Source organism: Parabacteroides sp. B2-S-102 (assembly GCF_023656665.1).
Lineage (GTDB): Bacteria > Bacteroidota > Bacteroidia > Bacteroidales > Tannerellaceae > Parabacteroides > Parabacteroides distasonis.
This window is the reverse complement of record NZ_JAMOKM010000004.1, coordinates 343,909-359,366: the sequence shown is the minus strand read 5'-3', so window position 1 is coordinate 359,366 and position 15,458 is coordinate 343,909. Positions and strand designations below refer to the sequence as shown.

Below are 15,458 nucleotides of genomic sequence, written 5' to 3'. Positions count from 1 at the left end.
AAAAAGCAGGTATATGTTATACGGACACGGTGATGATTTTTATAACGCAAAGAACGAGGTAAAGATAAACTTTAGCTCGAATGTGTGGCACGGAGCTAATTTAGATAAACTGAAGGAACATTTGATCGAGCATTTTGATAAGCTGACTCGTTATCCGGAGCCGGATGCCGCTACCTTGAAAAGATTGTTGGCCCGCCGGTATGAGATCAAGGAGGAGAATATCGTAGTGACGAATGGTTCGATCACCGCTTTTTATTTGTTAGCGCAAGCTTGGCGAGGCGCGAAATCCATGATCGCTATTCCTTCTTTCTCTGAATATGAGGACGCTTGCCGTTTGCATGAGCATGAGATCTCTTTCTTCCCGACATCGGACGATTTATCAGAGTTATCCTTGGAGGGACAGGATTTCTGTTGGATTTGTAATCCGAATAATCCGGATGGAAAGCTGATCCATCGTACGGAGCTTCTCCGTTTGATCTCAGCGAATCCGCAGACTACCTTCATTATAGATCAGGCATACGTGGCTTTTACGACGGAAGACATGCTAAAGCCGAGTGACGTGAAAACGCATAAGAACTTAATCCTTGTCCAGTCTATCTCGAAGGCTTATAATATCCCTGGCTTGCGTATCGGTTATCTGGTCGCTTCTCCAGAGATCGCAGAGAAAGTGAACAAGTATATCATACCTTGGTCGGTAAATGCTATCGCTATCGAGGCAAGTAAATATATCTTGATCCATCCGGCGCAATTTACGTTGCCGATCCGTAAATGGCAGCGTGAGACAGCGGATTTTATTTATCAATTAAGTAAATTGGATGGCTTGGAGGTAATCCCGACCTCTACGACTTTCTTCCTTGTCCGTTTGAAGAAGGGTACAGCCGCTGATTTAAAGCAATTCCTTTTAGATAATTACGGAATCTTGATCCGTGACGCTTCGAATTTCCGGGGCTTGGATGAGACTTATCTACGGCTCTCTACCCAGAAGGCTGATGAGAACCAGCTTTTACTTGAGGGGGTAAAGATTTGGTTGGACCAACGATAAACGACTATGAAGGGGAGGGGGGAACCCCTTCCTGTTAAAAAAGCCAGCCGATAAATAGAGGTAGGTAATCTTTTAGCTCTGTCTTTAGAAGTTCTGTTGCCTTGTTCTTGTATCTTTCCACGGTTCGTATGGATATTTGCATTTCCTCTGCGATTTCTCCATAGCTCTTATTCTCGAAACGATTCTTCTCGAATGCGAGCCGATAGTTCTCCGGTAGCTTGTCAAGGGCTTGTCTTAATAACGTTTGCAGTTCTTCCCATGTGTAGAGTTCCTCACTACTTTCCGCATAGATCGGGATTTGTTCTTGGATGAGCGATTCGTAATATCTTTCATGGTTGCGTTGCAGATAATTTAAGCAGTGATTTCTGGCGCAAGTGACGAGATAGCTACGTGCGGAGGTCTTTACTGAGATACGGCTGCGATTTTCCCAAATTGCGAAAAACACGTCCTGCACGATATCTTCTCTTGTTTCCTTATCTGTGATAAAGCGTTTGGCGTACATACAAAGTGCCGGATAATATAACTCGAATAAGCGGTGGAAGGCGAGCCTATTATCTTCAGTCGTAATTTGTTCTAAAAGTAAATCGACATTAATAGCCTTGGTATGATTTCTTTCCATGATGGGGCAAAGGTATATATTTTTGAAGAGAACAAAATTAAAAAAACTCATTTTCGCTGTCGTGTTTTTCTTTAGAGTGTGTCTCTATAAGTAAAGGAAGAAAATATATGGAAAGAAAGGTAGAACATAAAAGTGTGTCACGTCAGGTAGAGGAAATTAAAGCCTTGTCTGAGGACATATTAGAGTATCGGTCGATTGACGTGCAAAAGGCATGGCTACGAATGGAACGTCGGGTAGGGCGGCAAGCTGTCAGACGAACTTTGTCGCTGCTTTTTACTCGTGCGGCAGTTATATTGGTGCTTCCGTTGTTATTTTCTTCGTTACTTTTCTCCTATTTGTATTATGCCACAAGATATGACGAGAAGTCTCAGCCTGTCGTTTATGCAGAGGTTAATTCCCTGCCCGGAACGATTACTCGGTTTGTGTTGCCAGACCAGTCTGTCGTATGGTTGAACTCGGGTAGTAAATTGACCTATCCGTCGGTGTTCGAGGAGAAAGAGCGCAAGGTGTTACTTTCCGGCGAAGGATATTTCGAGGTGGAGGCCGATCCGGAACATCCCTTTTGTGTATCAACTTCCGAAGGTTTACGGGTGGTGGCCTATGGAACAAAATTTAATGTCAATGCCTATGCTGACGAACCTTTTATAGAGGCCGTGTTGGAAAAAGGAAAGATTGACGTGATCCGGAATGATGAACGTATCCGATTGGAGCCGAACAAACAGGCGGTATTGGATAAGGAGAGCGGTACTTTCAGTGTTTCTGCGGCCAACCTGGAGGAGAAAATGGATTGGAAAGGAGGACGGATAGTTTTCCGGAATACTTCTTTGGATAAGGTGTTGAAACGATTGGAGAAACGATATAACGTGGAGATCGTATTGCATAAGAGCGGGAATGCGGAGTATAAATATCGGGCGACCTTCACTACGGAGACTTTGGAACAGATCTTGGATTATTTGAAACAGACTGCTCCTATCGAATGGACATCACGAGAGCCTTCGCAACGTCTGGATTCCTCGTTTGTTCGCCGGAGGATCGATGTTTATCAAAGATAATAGGAAATCTATACTAATATATTGTGTAATCATTAAATCTGTATGCTCATGAGCACATTTCATTTACGTAAGAGAAATCTTGCGCGGTGTTTACCTAATTCGGGCCGTATACTGAAACTTAGTACGGCATTTACATTTTTGACAGCTTTCCAGCTATATGCGGGAACATCTTCTTCGCAAGGAATGACACTTTCCTTGTCGCTGAAGAACGCAACGGTAGAACAAGCGATTGATCGGATCGAACAGGAGACTGGTTATTCTTTCTTGTATTCCAATCATGTCCTAGACACGAACCGTCTTATCAGTTTGAATGCTAGCAATAAGGATATAAGTGTGGTCTTGTCACAGGTTTTCGACAATATGGGGGTCGAATACAAGATTGTGGATAGGCAAATCATTTTGTCGCGTAAGGTGGAGTCCGCTCCTGTCGTACAGCAACAAGGCCGTAAGGTACAGGGTGTCGTATTGGATCCGAGTCAAGAACCGATCATTGGTGCGAATGTCTTGGTGAAAGGAACCTCTATTGGTACAATCACGGATATTGATGGTCGTTTCACGTTGGAAGTACCTGATAATGCGGTACTGGTCGTTTCTTATATCGGTTATTTGTCTATGGAGCTGACTCCGGGCTCGAAGACGGATCTGACGATATCTTTGAAAGAGGATTCGCAAAACTTGGACGAGGTTGTAGTGGTAGGTTATGGCGTTTCTCGTAAAAAGGACTTGACGGGTGCGGTTTCGGTCTTGAAGATCGATGACTTGAAAGATACACCGGTATCCAGCGTAGACCAAATGATGCAAGGTAAATTATCTGGCGTGAACGTGATGCCGGATAATATGCCGGGTGGTGGTGTCGCTGTCCGTATCCGTGGTTATAGTACGATTCGTAACAATGACCCTCTTTATATCATTGACGGTATTCCCGTGGATGGGGGAATCAATTTCTTGAATCCGAATGATATAGAGTCCATGCAAGTATTGAAAGATGCTTCCTCTGCTTCTATTTATGGAGCGCGTGCCGCCAATGGTGTTGTTATCATTAATACGAAAAAGGGAAAAGAAGGACAATTCAATGTGAATTTAGATGCGTACTTCGGTGTACAAAAAGCGGCTAAACAATTGAAGATGTTGAATGCGCAGCAATTTGGCGATATGTTGTGGCAAGCGATGAAAAACGACGGAAAGACACCTTCACACGATGTTTATGGAAACGGTGATCAAGCGGTTGTGCCCGAATATCTGGATAAAGATCATAAGATTCCTTCTGATGACGTGGATTGGGTAGATGAGATTTTGCGTGCCGCTATCGTTCAATCCTATAACCTTTCCTTCACGAAAGCCGATAAGAAATCCAATCAATTGTTTTCTTTGGGGTATTATGATCAGCAGGGATTGGTGAAGTTAAGCGATTTCAAGCGTGTGAGCGGTCGCTTTAATTCCGAGTATAAATTGTTCGATGACCATCTTCGTATCGGGGAGAATATTTCTCTTTCTCATTCTTGGGGTACTAGTGTCTCCAATAATGCGGCGTTGGGAGGAACTTTGTATGAGGCCTATAAGTTCCAGTCGATCACACCGGTGAAGAACTTGGAGGATGAATATGCGGGAAATGTCTTTTCGGATATTCCTAACCCGATGGGAAAGTTGCATAGAAATAAGGATAACAAGGATAAGAAGAGCCGCTTGGTGGGTAATTTGTACGCAGAGCTGCACTTGTTTGACGGATTTATGTTCAAGACTTCTTTTGGTGCAGACTATAATAATCTATACAGACGTTCTTTTAGCCCTAAATATGATGAGATCAACGCTTCCGAGAAATTAAGTGGTTTGTCTAACCGGAATGCATGGAACTTCAACTGGGTGTTCACGAATACCTTGAACTATACCAAGACATTTGGCGATCATACGATCAATGCATTGTTGGGTATGGAGTCGTTGAGAAACCGGTATGAGTATTTTACGGCTTCGAGAGATGGTTTCCCTTCGGATGATCCTAACTTCCATTTCTTGGATGCGGGCGATGTAGGAACCCAAAAGAACTCAGGGTCTGCCACGGAGTATAGCATGGTCTCTTATTTCGGCAAGATCGATTACAATTATCACGATCGTTATTTGGTCGCTTTCACTTTGCGTCGGGATGGATCTTCCCGTTTGGGGAATAATAAGTGGGGTAACTTCCCGGCCGCTTCGGTGGGATGGCGTATCAGTAATGAGCCATTCTTTGATGTGGAGGCTATCAATAACTTGAAGCTTCGTGTCGGTTGGGGACAAAATGGTAACTCAGATGTTCCTTCTTACGCAACGATCGATTCCTATAAGAGTAGTTCATCTACCTCGAATTATCCGATTGATGGAAGTCAAAGCTCTGTGGATTTAGGATTTGTGCAGACTCGTAATGGTAACGCTAATTTGAAGTGGGAGACGACCACTCAAACCAATGTTGGCTTGGACTTAGGTTTTTTAAGCGGTGACTTGAATTTGACATTGGACTTCTTTAATAAGGACACCAAGGATTTGTTGTGGCGTAGAGCCTTACCAGCTTCGATCGGAGGAACGAACATGACGGTTTGGGATAACGTCGGAAAGATGAATAACAAGGGTTTTGAGATGGAGGTGAATTATCAGAAACAGATCAATCAAGATTTTGGCTTCTCTGTAGCATATAATTTCTCTATCATCAAGAATAAGATGACAGAGCTGAATGGCGTGGATTATATTGGTCTTTCCAGCAGCGAACTTCATGGACGAAACTTTGACCAAGAGACCTCTCGTTCGGCGGTAGGACAACCGATCGGCTCTTTCTTCGTGTATGAGGCAGATGGCTTGTTTCAAAACGACGCAGAGATCCAAAACTATAAGAATGATAAGGGCGAGCTGTTGCAACCGAACGCTAAACCTGGCGATATCCGCTTTAAGGACTTGAACGGTGATGGAGTAATCAATAGCGAGGATCGTGATTTTGTAGGTAGCCCGCTGCCTGATTGCAGTATGGGTCTAACGCTTGGGTTCAATTATAAGAACTTTGATATAAGTGCGTTCTTCCAAGGGGTATTTGGTAACGAGGTTTATAATTTGACAAATTATTTGGGTGAGTTCTATAATCAAGCTCAGTATAATAAAAACTCTACGATTCTGGATGCTTGGAGACCGGATCATACGAATACGGATATACCACGTGTAACATTGGATGACCCGAATAATAATATCCGGCCTTCTACTTATTATATTCATAACGCTTCCTTCGTTCGTTTGAAGAATTTGAAGATTGGTTATACCTTGCCGGATCGGATCGCATCTAAATTGAAATTGAAACGTACCTATATTTATTTACAAGGACAGAACCTGTTTACGATAACGGGCTATAATGGTATTGATCCGGAGGTGGGTTTACAGAGCTATTCTTCCGAGAACCGAAATTTGGATATGGGTGTTGATCGTGGCGTATACCCGTTGCCAAGGACATTCACCTTAGGAGTTAATGTTAATTTTTAATTGAAAATCTGATGTACGATGAAAAAGATAGTTAGTTTAGTTGTTGCGGCTTTAGTGATGTGCTCTTGTGCCGATTCTTTTCTTTCTGAGGAGCCTGTAGGGGAATTTATGCCCGAGCAGGTAGAAAGTGAGGAAAACATAGAGGGAATCGTGATAGGTGCTTATGCGGTATTGGATGGATATTATGCTTCGGATGCGATCAACTCCGGTTGTTCGAATTGGCAGTTTGGGGATGTCGTATCTGACGATGCCTATAAAGGGGGTGGAGGTACCGGTGACCAAAACCAGATTCACTTGATGGAAATCTTTAATGCCAATCCGACGGGTATCGATTTTGAGGCTCGTTGGGCTGCTCTTTATGAGGGTGTAAAGCGTTGTAATCAAGCGATTCGTTTGTTGAGCAATAGTACGGTAAAGAACAAAGAGCAACGTTTGGCGGAAATGCGTTTCTTGAGAGGACACTATTATTTCAACTTGAAAGTCATCTATAATTTGATCCCTTGGATTGATGAGACGGTGGTTGATCCGAATGAGTATCATACGAAATCGAATATGGAGTTTACGTCCGACCAGCTATGGGAAAAGATTTTGGGGGAATTCTCTGCCGCTTATCAAGTCTTGCCAGAAAGCCAATCAGATTATGGACGTCCTACCAAAATGGCGGCAAAAGCTTATATGGCTAAGGTGTATTTATATCAGTCGAAATGGAAAGAGTGCCTAAGTGCTTGTGATGAGGTGATCCAGTCCGGGAAATATACGCTGTATCCTGATTTCAGGGAAGTGTTCTTGCCGGAGAATGATAACAACTCAGAAATTATTTTTGCGGTTCAGTTATCTATTAACGATGGAGCGTCCAGTAATCAAAACGGAAGTTATGGCGATCGTTTGTTACCGCCGGGAGGTCCTTATCCAACTTATGGATTCTTGCGGCCGACTCAGAATTTGGTAAATGCTTATAAGACGAATGAAAACGGCTTGCCTTATAATGATGGTAAGGATGTAGCGGAAAGCGACTATGTGGATGTTCGTTTGGATCATACCTTGGCTCGGCCAAATATTCCGTTTATGGATGTACAGGTGTATGATTGGACTCCAAGAGAGGCTAGCGTATATGGCCCGTATAGTCCGAAGAAACGTTTGGTATCGTTGAACTCTACCCATTACTCTCCGATATGGCCATATGTGAATGCGTTGAATTTTTACGTGATTCGTTATGCGGATTTGCTGTTGTGGAGAGCTGAGGCCGCTATCGAGACCGGTGATTTGGAGACTGGACGTAAGTATATTAATAAAATTAGAGAGCGTGCAAAGAATACACAGCATGTCAAGCTGTGGGATGATCAGTCGCAAGATGCCGCTAATTATAAGGTGGAGATTTATACCGAGCCATTTAAGTCGAAAAATGAGGCTGTGCAAGCATTGCGTATGGAAAGACGTTTAGAGATGGCTCATGAGGGTATCCGCTTCTTTGATTTAGTGCGTTGGGGTATTGCGGATGAGGTTCTCAATGTGTATTTTGAGAAAGAAAAAACATTCCGTTCCCACTTGCAGAATGCCCGCTTTGTAAAAGGAAAGCATGAGTATTTTCCGATACCTCAATCTGTTATAGATATTTGTGGCGCTGAAGTAATGAAACAGAATCCGGGTTATTAAAGTTTTATGAATGGTTGAAAGAAAAGGCAGCGCCCGTTTGGGGCTGCCTTTTTTATTATTTTTGTATGGAGATGAAACAATTGAGATTTCTTTTATATCTGTTGAGTTGGGTTGTTTGCTGTGAGCTATCTGCGACTCCCCATAATATCGCTTCTTTGGCGAAAGTCTCTTGCTCTTCTGCGTTAACGCAGGAACAAGGTTGTGAGAATGTAGTGGATCAGGTGATTCGTATTGCAGGAAAAGGAGAGTGGGTCGCTAAAACAAAGTTGGACTTCCGGGGGCGGGTGTATCCCTATCCTTGGATTCAATTGGATTGGGAAGAGCCTATTTATACGAATCAAGTCATATTATATGATCGGGTAGATAAGGACAGCCATACGGCGGCCGGTACGTTGTTCTTTAGCGATGGAAGCTCAATCACGGTCAACCAGATTCCTAATGATGGAGCACCGAAAGTGGTGACGTTTGAGACTAAAAAAATAGAATGGCTTCGTTTTCAGGCGACAGATGGGGAAGGACGAGATTTAGGTTTGTCTGAGATAGAGGTTTATCCCGCACCGGAATCTTATACAGATTATGTCTCATGGGTTAATCCGTATATCGAGACGGCTAAGGGGCGGTATTTTTTCTTTGTTACAGGAAGCTTGCCTTTTGGAATGATCAGTTCCGCTCCGTTAACCCGTAATATCAATCAGGGAGGAGGAGGTTATAATTATAACTCTACAACGGTATTAGGTTTTCCGCAAATTCATAATTGGATGATTTCTGGCTTGTCTCTGATGCCAGTAAAAGACGAGGTAGATGTCTGTGGGGGGGATAAGGCTTGGCGTTCTTCTTTCTCCCATGAGGGTGAGATCGTTCAACCCGGCTATCATCGTTTATTTTTGGATTCCTACAAGATATGGGTGGAACAGACCGTTACGGATCGAGTGGGGCTTTATCGTCTTACGTATGCGGAAGATGGTTTGGCGAAGGTCTTGGTGAACTTGGGAGGTCATATCGCTACTTCTACTTTGTTGAATGCTCATGTGACTAAAGTGAGTGATACGGAGATCTCCGGATATTTTGATACAGCCGGTCGTGTATGGGGCGGTGTGGATGTTGCGAAAGTGTATTTTGTCGTTCAATTCAATAAGCCAATCGAGGCATTGAATGGTTGGGTGGGCGATAAGAAGGAAATGGGAGTTGGACATTTTACGGGTTCTTCCGAATTAATTACCGTGCCTAAGTCCTCTTTTAAACAATCTCCTTCTTCTGGCGTAGAAGCTTGTTTTGGATCTTTTAAGGCTGGTGATGAGCTGTTGTTGAAGACCGCTATCTCTTATGTGAGTGAGGAAAACGCCCGTGAGAATATAGAGCGGGAATGTAAACATTGGGATTTTGATCAAGTTAAGAGTGCGTCCGAGCGTATTTGGAATGAGTGGTTGGGAAAAATTGATGTGCAAGGTGGTTCTTTTCAGCAAAAGACCAAGTTTTATACCGATTTGTGGCACATATTGTTGGGGCGCCATAAGATAGATGATAGCAATGGCGAGTATCCGGATTATTTGTCCGGAGGAGAACGTATTGGAAAACAAACAAGGATACATACGATTGCTCCTAAATTCCAAGTACGGACTTTGCCTAAAGATAAAACAGGAAAATCAAGGTTTCATATGTATAATTCAGATGCTCTATGGTTGACACAGTGGAATTTAAACACGTTGTGGGGACTGGCGTATCCTTCTGTTTTAGACGAGTTTTCCGCTTCTTTTATCGAATATGACAAGAATGGAGGTCTATTACCTCGTGGGCCGTCCATAGGGTCTTATACTTATATTATGACGGGCTGTCCGGCTACCTCCTTGATTACTTCCGCTTATCAGCGGGGGGTGTTTCATAAATGGTCGCCCAAGGAGGGATATGCGGCTATGAAAAGGAATCATGAGAAAGGTGGTATGCTTGCCTTTGATATGGATAAAGAGTTGGAGTTCTATATTAAACACGGATATTGCCCAGAAGAGGCAGGCTTGACTATTCAATGGGCCTTTGAGGATTGGGCTTTGGGAGAAATGGCGAAAGCTATGGGAAAACTCAAGGATTATAATTATTATAGAAATCGTTCCTTGGGCTGGCCTGCGTCTTGGCATCCGGATTTGAGGTTGATGATGCCTAGAAAAGAAACAGGAGAGTGGGTCCATTTGGATCCTTTGTCCGAGCGTGGGTTTGTACAAGCCAATGCTTGGCAGGCTACTTTTGGATTATCTCATGACATTGAAACATTGGCTCGTTTGATGGGAGGTAATGACAGCTTAGCTACTCAATTGAATTATGTGTTTGAGATGTCGAAAAATGCAAGATTCCTGTCTAGTTATGTTAGTTATGCCAATCAACCCGGTTGCTCGAATGCGCACGTTTTCTCACATGTAGGAAAGCCTTGGCTGACTCAATATTGGGTGCGTCAGGTCGCTAAACAGACCTATGGTGATATTACGCCAGAGCGAGGCTACGGCGAAAATGATGAAGATCAAGGACAGATGGCTGGAATAAGTGCACTGATGGCTATGGGATTATTCAGTTTGGATGGAGGCTCTGCCTATAATCCGATGTATGATATTACAAGCCCTGTTTTCAATGAGATTACGATTCGATTGGATTCTCGGTATTATAAAGGGAACGAGTTTAAGATTAAAGTACATGATAACTCCCCTGAGAATTGTTATATCCAGAAAGCTTCTTTGAACGGAGAGATGTATCATAAATATCAATTGCCGCATACCGTATTTGAGCAAGGTGGCCTTTTGGAATTATGGCTTAGCGATAAACCAAACAAGGAATGGGGAACTCAATAACGATTTGGGCATATCTCTCAATTTGCATGATGATTCAAAAAAAGGATGTGCGAAACAATGAGGCACATCCTTTTTCATTTCCTTTTAAATCTAAGTAGCGTGTATTATTCTACTCGTTTGTTGATTACGATATGACCAAAATAGCCAAGGAGAACCAATCCCAGACCTGTAAGTAGAATACTATTTGTCATACCACCGGTAAAAAACGGTACAGCCAAAACTGCCGCACCAATAATGAGTACGATCACTCCTAGATTTTTAATTAACTCATTCATGGTTATAGATATTTTATAATTATTTTCTTTTCTACCGCAAATAAAGCAATAATAACCCGATCGTGAAAATATTTTCGGAGAAAAATAATGAAACGATTGAAATTAGCTTCTATATTTGTGTTATAATATAGTTACGTATGGGAAGAATACTTTACATAGTTTATTTGTGGCTGTTTTTTGTACCTGTATTTCTGGTACTGACTATACTTACGGCTGTGACGGTTATCATCGGTTGTCTATTGGGGGGAGAGAAAATCTTCGCTTATTATCCGGGTATGATCTGGTCTCGATTGACTTGCTATCTGGCGCTTTGTCCGGTGACGGTAAAAGGGCGTGAGCATATAGACCGGAAACAATCGTATGTTTTCGTAGCTAATCATCAAGGCGCGTTTGATATTTTCTTGATATATGGTTTCTTAGGCGTTCCCATTAAGTGGGTGATGAAGGCGGGTATCGCTAAGATTCCGTTTGTCGGGGCCGCTTGCCGTGCCGCCGGTTTTATCTTTGTCGATAATTCTACGCCGAAGGCCGCCGCTCGTAGTGTTTTGGAGGCGGAGCGTTGTCTTCGAAACGGGGCTTCCGTGGTTGTTTTTCCGGAAGGTTCGCGTACGTATGACGGGAAAATGATCCGTTTCAAGAAAGGGGCTTATCAAATGGCGCTAGATCAGCATTTGCCTATTATTCCGATCACCTTAAACGGGCCGTTTGATGTCTTGCCGATCGGGTCGTTGAATGTCCATCGTCATCGGATGGAGATGGTGATCCATCCGGCGGTTTCTACCGAGAATATAGACACTTCCCACAAAGGAATGCAAGCGTTCGCTGATCAGACTCAAGAAATCATAGCATCTGCCTTGTGGGAAGAATATAAATAATTTAGGTTATTATTTCCAGCTTTTCAAGATGCCACGTTTCGCTACTTTCAGGCTGAATCCGAAGTTATCGCCGAACATGGAACCGGCATCAGCTGCCAAAGACCCTGTAAATTCCCATCCCGATAAACGGGGATGTTGATAAGAGATATCTAAAAGTCCGGAAGCTCCTCTTTTCTTGCTAAGGAAAGGGGTGGCATGTCTACCCCAACTATTCATCACGGTGACTAATACCCGATAAGATACTTGTGAGGAGATAGCGCCTTCCGCACCGAAATGCCAGTCACGAACACGGTTGTTCTTGAATCCTAATGAACCGTTCTCGTTATACTCCGGACTTGGGACCAGAGGAGAACCTATCGCCCGGTTAAAATAAGAGGCTCCGGTAGTGTATTCTCCGTTGTTATAATAATCATCACCACCGCCACCTACGCCGGGATGTAGGTCGTGATCAAAATCGATGAAGTGGAACTGTCCGCTTTGGTCTCTTGTAACCAGATACTCCACGACCACCTTACGCAACCACGGGAATTTTGGTAAATCCAATTGTCCTCCCCATAATCCGTCGGTATTGTTTACGAATATCATACCGGATTTATCCTCGAAGAAATGTTGGTAATAGGCGGATACTTGCCAGTTAGGTTGTGTAAAAGCCAATTTGAAATCGTAAGAGCCATAATGATTACCCAGTACGTTGATTTGATCGGAGACTGTTGCGTCGCCACCCCCTTCGCTGCCGCAAATAACCCGGATAAGGTCCTTGATGGATTGAGGCTGCTTTCCGATCTTAGGATTGGTTGAGGTTCCTCCCCATTGTGCCCAATGCTGTACTCCGATTACACCGGATAACGGGAAGTCATTGCGTGTATCCTTAATCTGTACAAATAATGATTTATGATGCCATAAAACGTTATCTACATAAGTCTGCTTATTGTTTGTGAAGTTAGCCAGATAATCCTTGTCGAAAGAACGACCGACGGCAAAGTCTCCTTTGACTTGCATCCAGCCTTTCGTTAAAGGAACGACGGTAAATTCCGGAATACTGATGTTCACTTCCGGAATCGGGCGGGCATTGGCGGATTGCACGATATCGCCCGAGCTAAGCCAACGATCCCAAAGTGAATTATAGCGTTCCTTGCTTCCTACACTCAACAGCAAGCATTTGTAACCTAACTCGGCATATATTTGTTGGATAAAGAAATTGCGATGACGAGGAACTGCGGCCACTACGTCTAATCCGGCTCCCCAGCGAAAACCTTTGCCAAAAGTTTGATTATGGAATACTCCCGCATTCAAATATCCGTTATTCGCTTCCAAAGGAACAATTCCGTATCGATTGCTAACCATCCAGAAAGGGGCATTGTCGCCACTAGCTACCGATCCGAATATTTCGGCCTTGTAGGTAGTCGCTTCCGGAGTTGTCTCTTCTTCTTGAGCGAAACTAGCCGTTGCCATCCCCAGACAAGTCAGACCTATAAAAATTGATCGCACTGATTTCATGTATATATAAATGTTTTGTCTGGGCGCAAAGGTAAGGATTTATATGTTTGGTGCAACCATTATTGTTTCTTTAACCACTCGAATATAGTTTGATAGGCATCGTTCCGATAGGGCTTTTGAGATAGGATCAGATCGTGGATGCCGTTTGGAATGGTATCTCTCGTGACTTTGTCTCCTAGTTTCTCCCCGTATTTTTGAATGTCTTGAACATCCAAGACGATGTCGGAGGTCATGTATTCCTCATGCCATGTCTCTGTTTCCGGAAAAGATTTGTTGGAAGACATCACTAGTATCGGACAATCCAGTTTTAACCCTTTTTGTACCGTCTGTTGCGCTTCTTGTATGGCTTTGATCCATCCGGCTTTTTTCGGATGCCCGAATATCATTTTCCAGTTCGTATCAAATTCCCATTCTCCTTTATACTGCTTAAGCAGGCTATAAGCGTAATTCGGATCACCCAAACCTTGTACGGTAAGATTCGGAAATAGCCTCCCGACAAACGCAACGGTTGGCAGTACGACTTTCTCCATAAACCATCCGAAATTCCAATCCAGAAAAGGGCTGTTCAAGATAAGCCCGTCTATCGGTAACTCCCCTTTCTTGCTATTCAAATAATAAGGTGTGATCAACCCGCCCGTAGAATGCGCCATTAATAATATCCGTTCATTACCTTCGGACCGGATGGTGGCTAAAGCGGTATCGATATCAGCGAAATACTCTTTTAGGCTCTTGCAAAAGAACGGGTTTTGATTGGGTAATATCGAACGTCCGTATTTCCGCAAGTCCATCGCATAGAAATTATATCCGTGAGCGTTTACGCTATCCCCTAATTGTTTCTGGAAAAAATAGTCATTATAGCCATGGATATACAGCACGGCCTGTTTTACGCTATCCAGTTGAGGTTTCTTGACCAGTGTGCAAACTACCTTCCCCTCATAATCATCCGGCATCTGGAAGGTACGGCGTAAATAACCATCTCCCAATACATCGGGTACGTATTGGGCATATACCTCGCATAAAATGAAACAGAGGAATATAATAAGATTTATTTTTCGAGACATAAATATATTGTTTCTATTTTATAACTGTATTTGCAAAGATAGGGTTTATCAATCAATGGTAATTAACCAAGATCATAAAATAAAAAATGACAGATAAGCATGAAAAACGATAGGATAAACGTGAATATTGCAACTTATACGTAAAAAGCACTATTTATGGTAAGCCGTTAATTTTTTATCTTAACAATAAATATTTTACTTTGTTGGAAAATGGAAGCGTGTATGGAACCGGAAATAACAGTAATAATCATAGATGATGACCTTGGATCGATCCAGAAATTGCAAAACGATCTATTGGCCTTCTCGGAGGTAAGGATATTAGATACAGCGACAACGGCGGAATTGGGCAAGAGGCATATCCTTAAGTATCAACCGGATTTGGTGTTTTTGGATGTGGAACTTCCGGACATGTCTGGCTTTGATTTGCTGGATGATATACGGGATGATATTCTTCCGAACTTGAGAGTCGTTTTCTATACGGTATACGATAAATATATATTGGATGCCCTACGTGCCTCTGCGTTTGATTATTTGTTAAAACCTTATTTAATTGATGAGTTAGCGGCACTCATCGAACGTTTTCATACGACAGAACCTGCGGATGTTGCCTGCATGGAGAGATCTTTGCGGAAAATATTGAATCGGGATAGTCGATTTGCGATCCAAACCGTTTCGGGTCTTTTGCTAGTCCGTTGTGAGGAGATATTCCTGTTTCAGTTCTTGGGAGATCAGCGTTGCTGGCAGATTGTCTTGACTTCCCGTACTACTCATAAACTAAAAATGAGCACGACAGCGAAAGATTTGTTGTCTATCAATAATACGTTTGTTCAAATAAGCCAAGATTGCATTGTGAACTTGACTTATTTGATGTTCATCGAGAATAAGACCTTACGATGCGAGTTCTATCCCCCCTTCCAAGAGGAGGAGAGGATCGCCTCGCATCGCTATTTTAAACAACTGAGAGAACGGCTGGATATTATTTGATGGTTCCTCTTCTTTTCTCCCTAATTTTATCTGTTTTGCAGGGTGTAATAGGCTTCTGAAGTGAATAACTAACGGCT

11 protein-coding genes are annotated in these 15,458 nt (G+C 42.9%); 7 read left to right on the top strand and 4 right to left on the bottom strand.

The genetic code is table 11. The annotated features are described in order from the left end of the window. Positions 1–13 precede the first annotated feature (13 nt). On the top strand, positions 14–1,042 hold the full coding sequence (locus NBH07_RS08330; RefSeq protein ID WP_121772212.1) for a pyridoxal phosphate-dependent aminotransferase: 1,029 nt from the start codon (positions 14–16) through the stop codon (positions 1,040–1,042). A 34-nt stretch (positions 1,043–1,076) separates the two neighbouring features. Here NBH07_RS08330 and NBH07_RS08325 read toward each other — a convergent pair whose 3' ends face one another. After that, positions 1,077–1,661 carry an RNA polymerase sigma-70 factor gene (locus NBH07_RS08325; RefSeq protein ID WP_008773734.1) on the bottom strand — a complete coding sequence of 195 codons (585 nt, stop codon included), beginning with the start codon at positions 1,659–1,661 and terminating at the stop codon, positions 1,077–1,079. A 107-nt stretch (positions 1,662–1,768) separates the two neighbouring features. Between NBH07_RS08325 and NBH07_RS08320 the strand changes: the two genes are divergently transcribed. The 4 genes from NBH07_RS08320 (at position 1,769) to NBH07_RS08305 (ending at position 10,689) form a co-directional block, all read left to right on the top strand. Beyond that, entirely contained in the window at positions 1,769–2,713 is a 945-nt protein-coding gene (locus tag NBH07_RS08320) for a FecR family protein (RefSeq protein WP_022191762.1), read from the top strand. Between the two features lie 42 nt (positions 2,714–2,755). After that, a complete protein-coding gene (locus tag NBH07_RS08315) occupies positions 2,756–6,205 on the top strand; it encodes a TonB-dependent receptor (protein WP_121772210.1) in 3,450 nt (1,149 codons plus the stop codon). A gap of 18 nt (positions 6,206–6,223) precedes the next feature. Next, a complete protein-coding gene (locus NBH07_RS08310) occupies positions 6,224–7,858 on the top strand; it encodes a RagB/SusD family nutrient uptake outer membrane protein (protein ID WP_087342423.1) in 1,635 nt (544 codons plus the stop codon). Between the two features lie 71 nt (positions 7,859–7,929). Next, entirely contained in the window at positions 7,930–10,689 is a 2,760-nt protein-coding gene (locus NBH07_RS08305; protein ID WP_156682535.1) for a GH92 family glycosyl hydrolase, read from the top strand. Between the two features lie 104 nt (positions 10,690–10,793). Here NBH07_RS08305 and NBH07_RS08300 read toward each other — a convergent pair whose 3' ends face one another. Continuing rightward, complete coding sequence (locus NBH07_RS08300) at positions 10,794–10,964, bottom strand: hypothetical protein (protein WP_005854067.1); 171 nt, start codon at positions 10,962–10,964, stop codon at positions 10,794–10,796. A gap of 137 nt (positions 10,965–11,101) precedes the next feature. Between NBH07_RS08300 and NBH07_RS08295 the strand changes: the two genes are divergently transcribed. Further along, positions 11,102–11,839 (top strand): lysophospholipid acyltransferase family protein, encoded by a 738-nt coding sequence (locus tag NBH07_RS08295; protein WP_005854069.1) that lies wholly within the window; start codon positions 11,102–11,104, stop codon positions 11,837–11,839. 9 nt (positions 11,840–11,848) lie between these two features. On the opposite strand, the gene NBH07_RS08290 is transcribed toward NBH07_RS08295, so the two are convergent. Next, positions 11,849–13,336: a capsule assembly Wzi family protein gene (locus tag NBH07_RS08290; RefSeq protein WP_156682534.1), complete on the bottom strand. Its 1,488-nt coding sequence runs from the start codon at positions 13,334–13,336 to the stop codon at positions 11,849–11,851. A 59-nt stretch (positions 13,337–13,395) separates the two neighbouring features. Next, positions 13,396–14,397: an alpha/beta hydrolase gene (locus NBH07_RS08285; RefSeq protein WP_011966822.1), complete on the bottom strand. Its 1,002-nt coding sequence runs from the start codon at positions 14,395–14,397 to the stop codon at positions 13,396–13,398. Positions 14,398–14,619: 222 nt separating this feature from the next. Here NBH07_RS08285 and NBH07_RS08280 point away from each other — a divergent pair, with 222 nt between their 5' ends. Beyond that, the gene (locus NBH07_RS08280; protein WP_008773721.1) at positions 14,620–15,381 is read left to right on the top strand and encodes a LytR/AlgR family response regulator transcription factor; all 762 of its coding nucleotides are present in this window, start codon (positions 14,620–14,622) and stop codon (positions 15,379–15,381) included. Positions 15,382–15,458 lie beyond the last annotated feature (77 nt).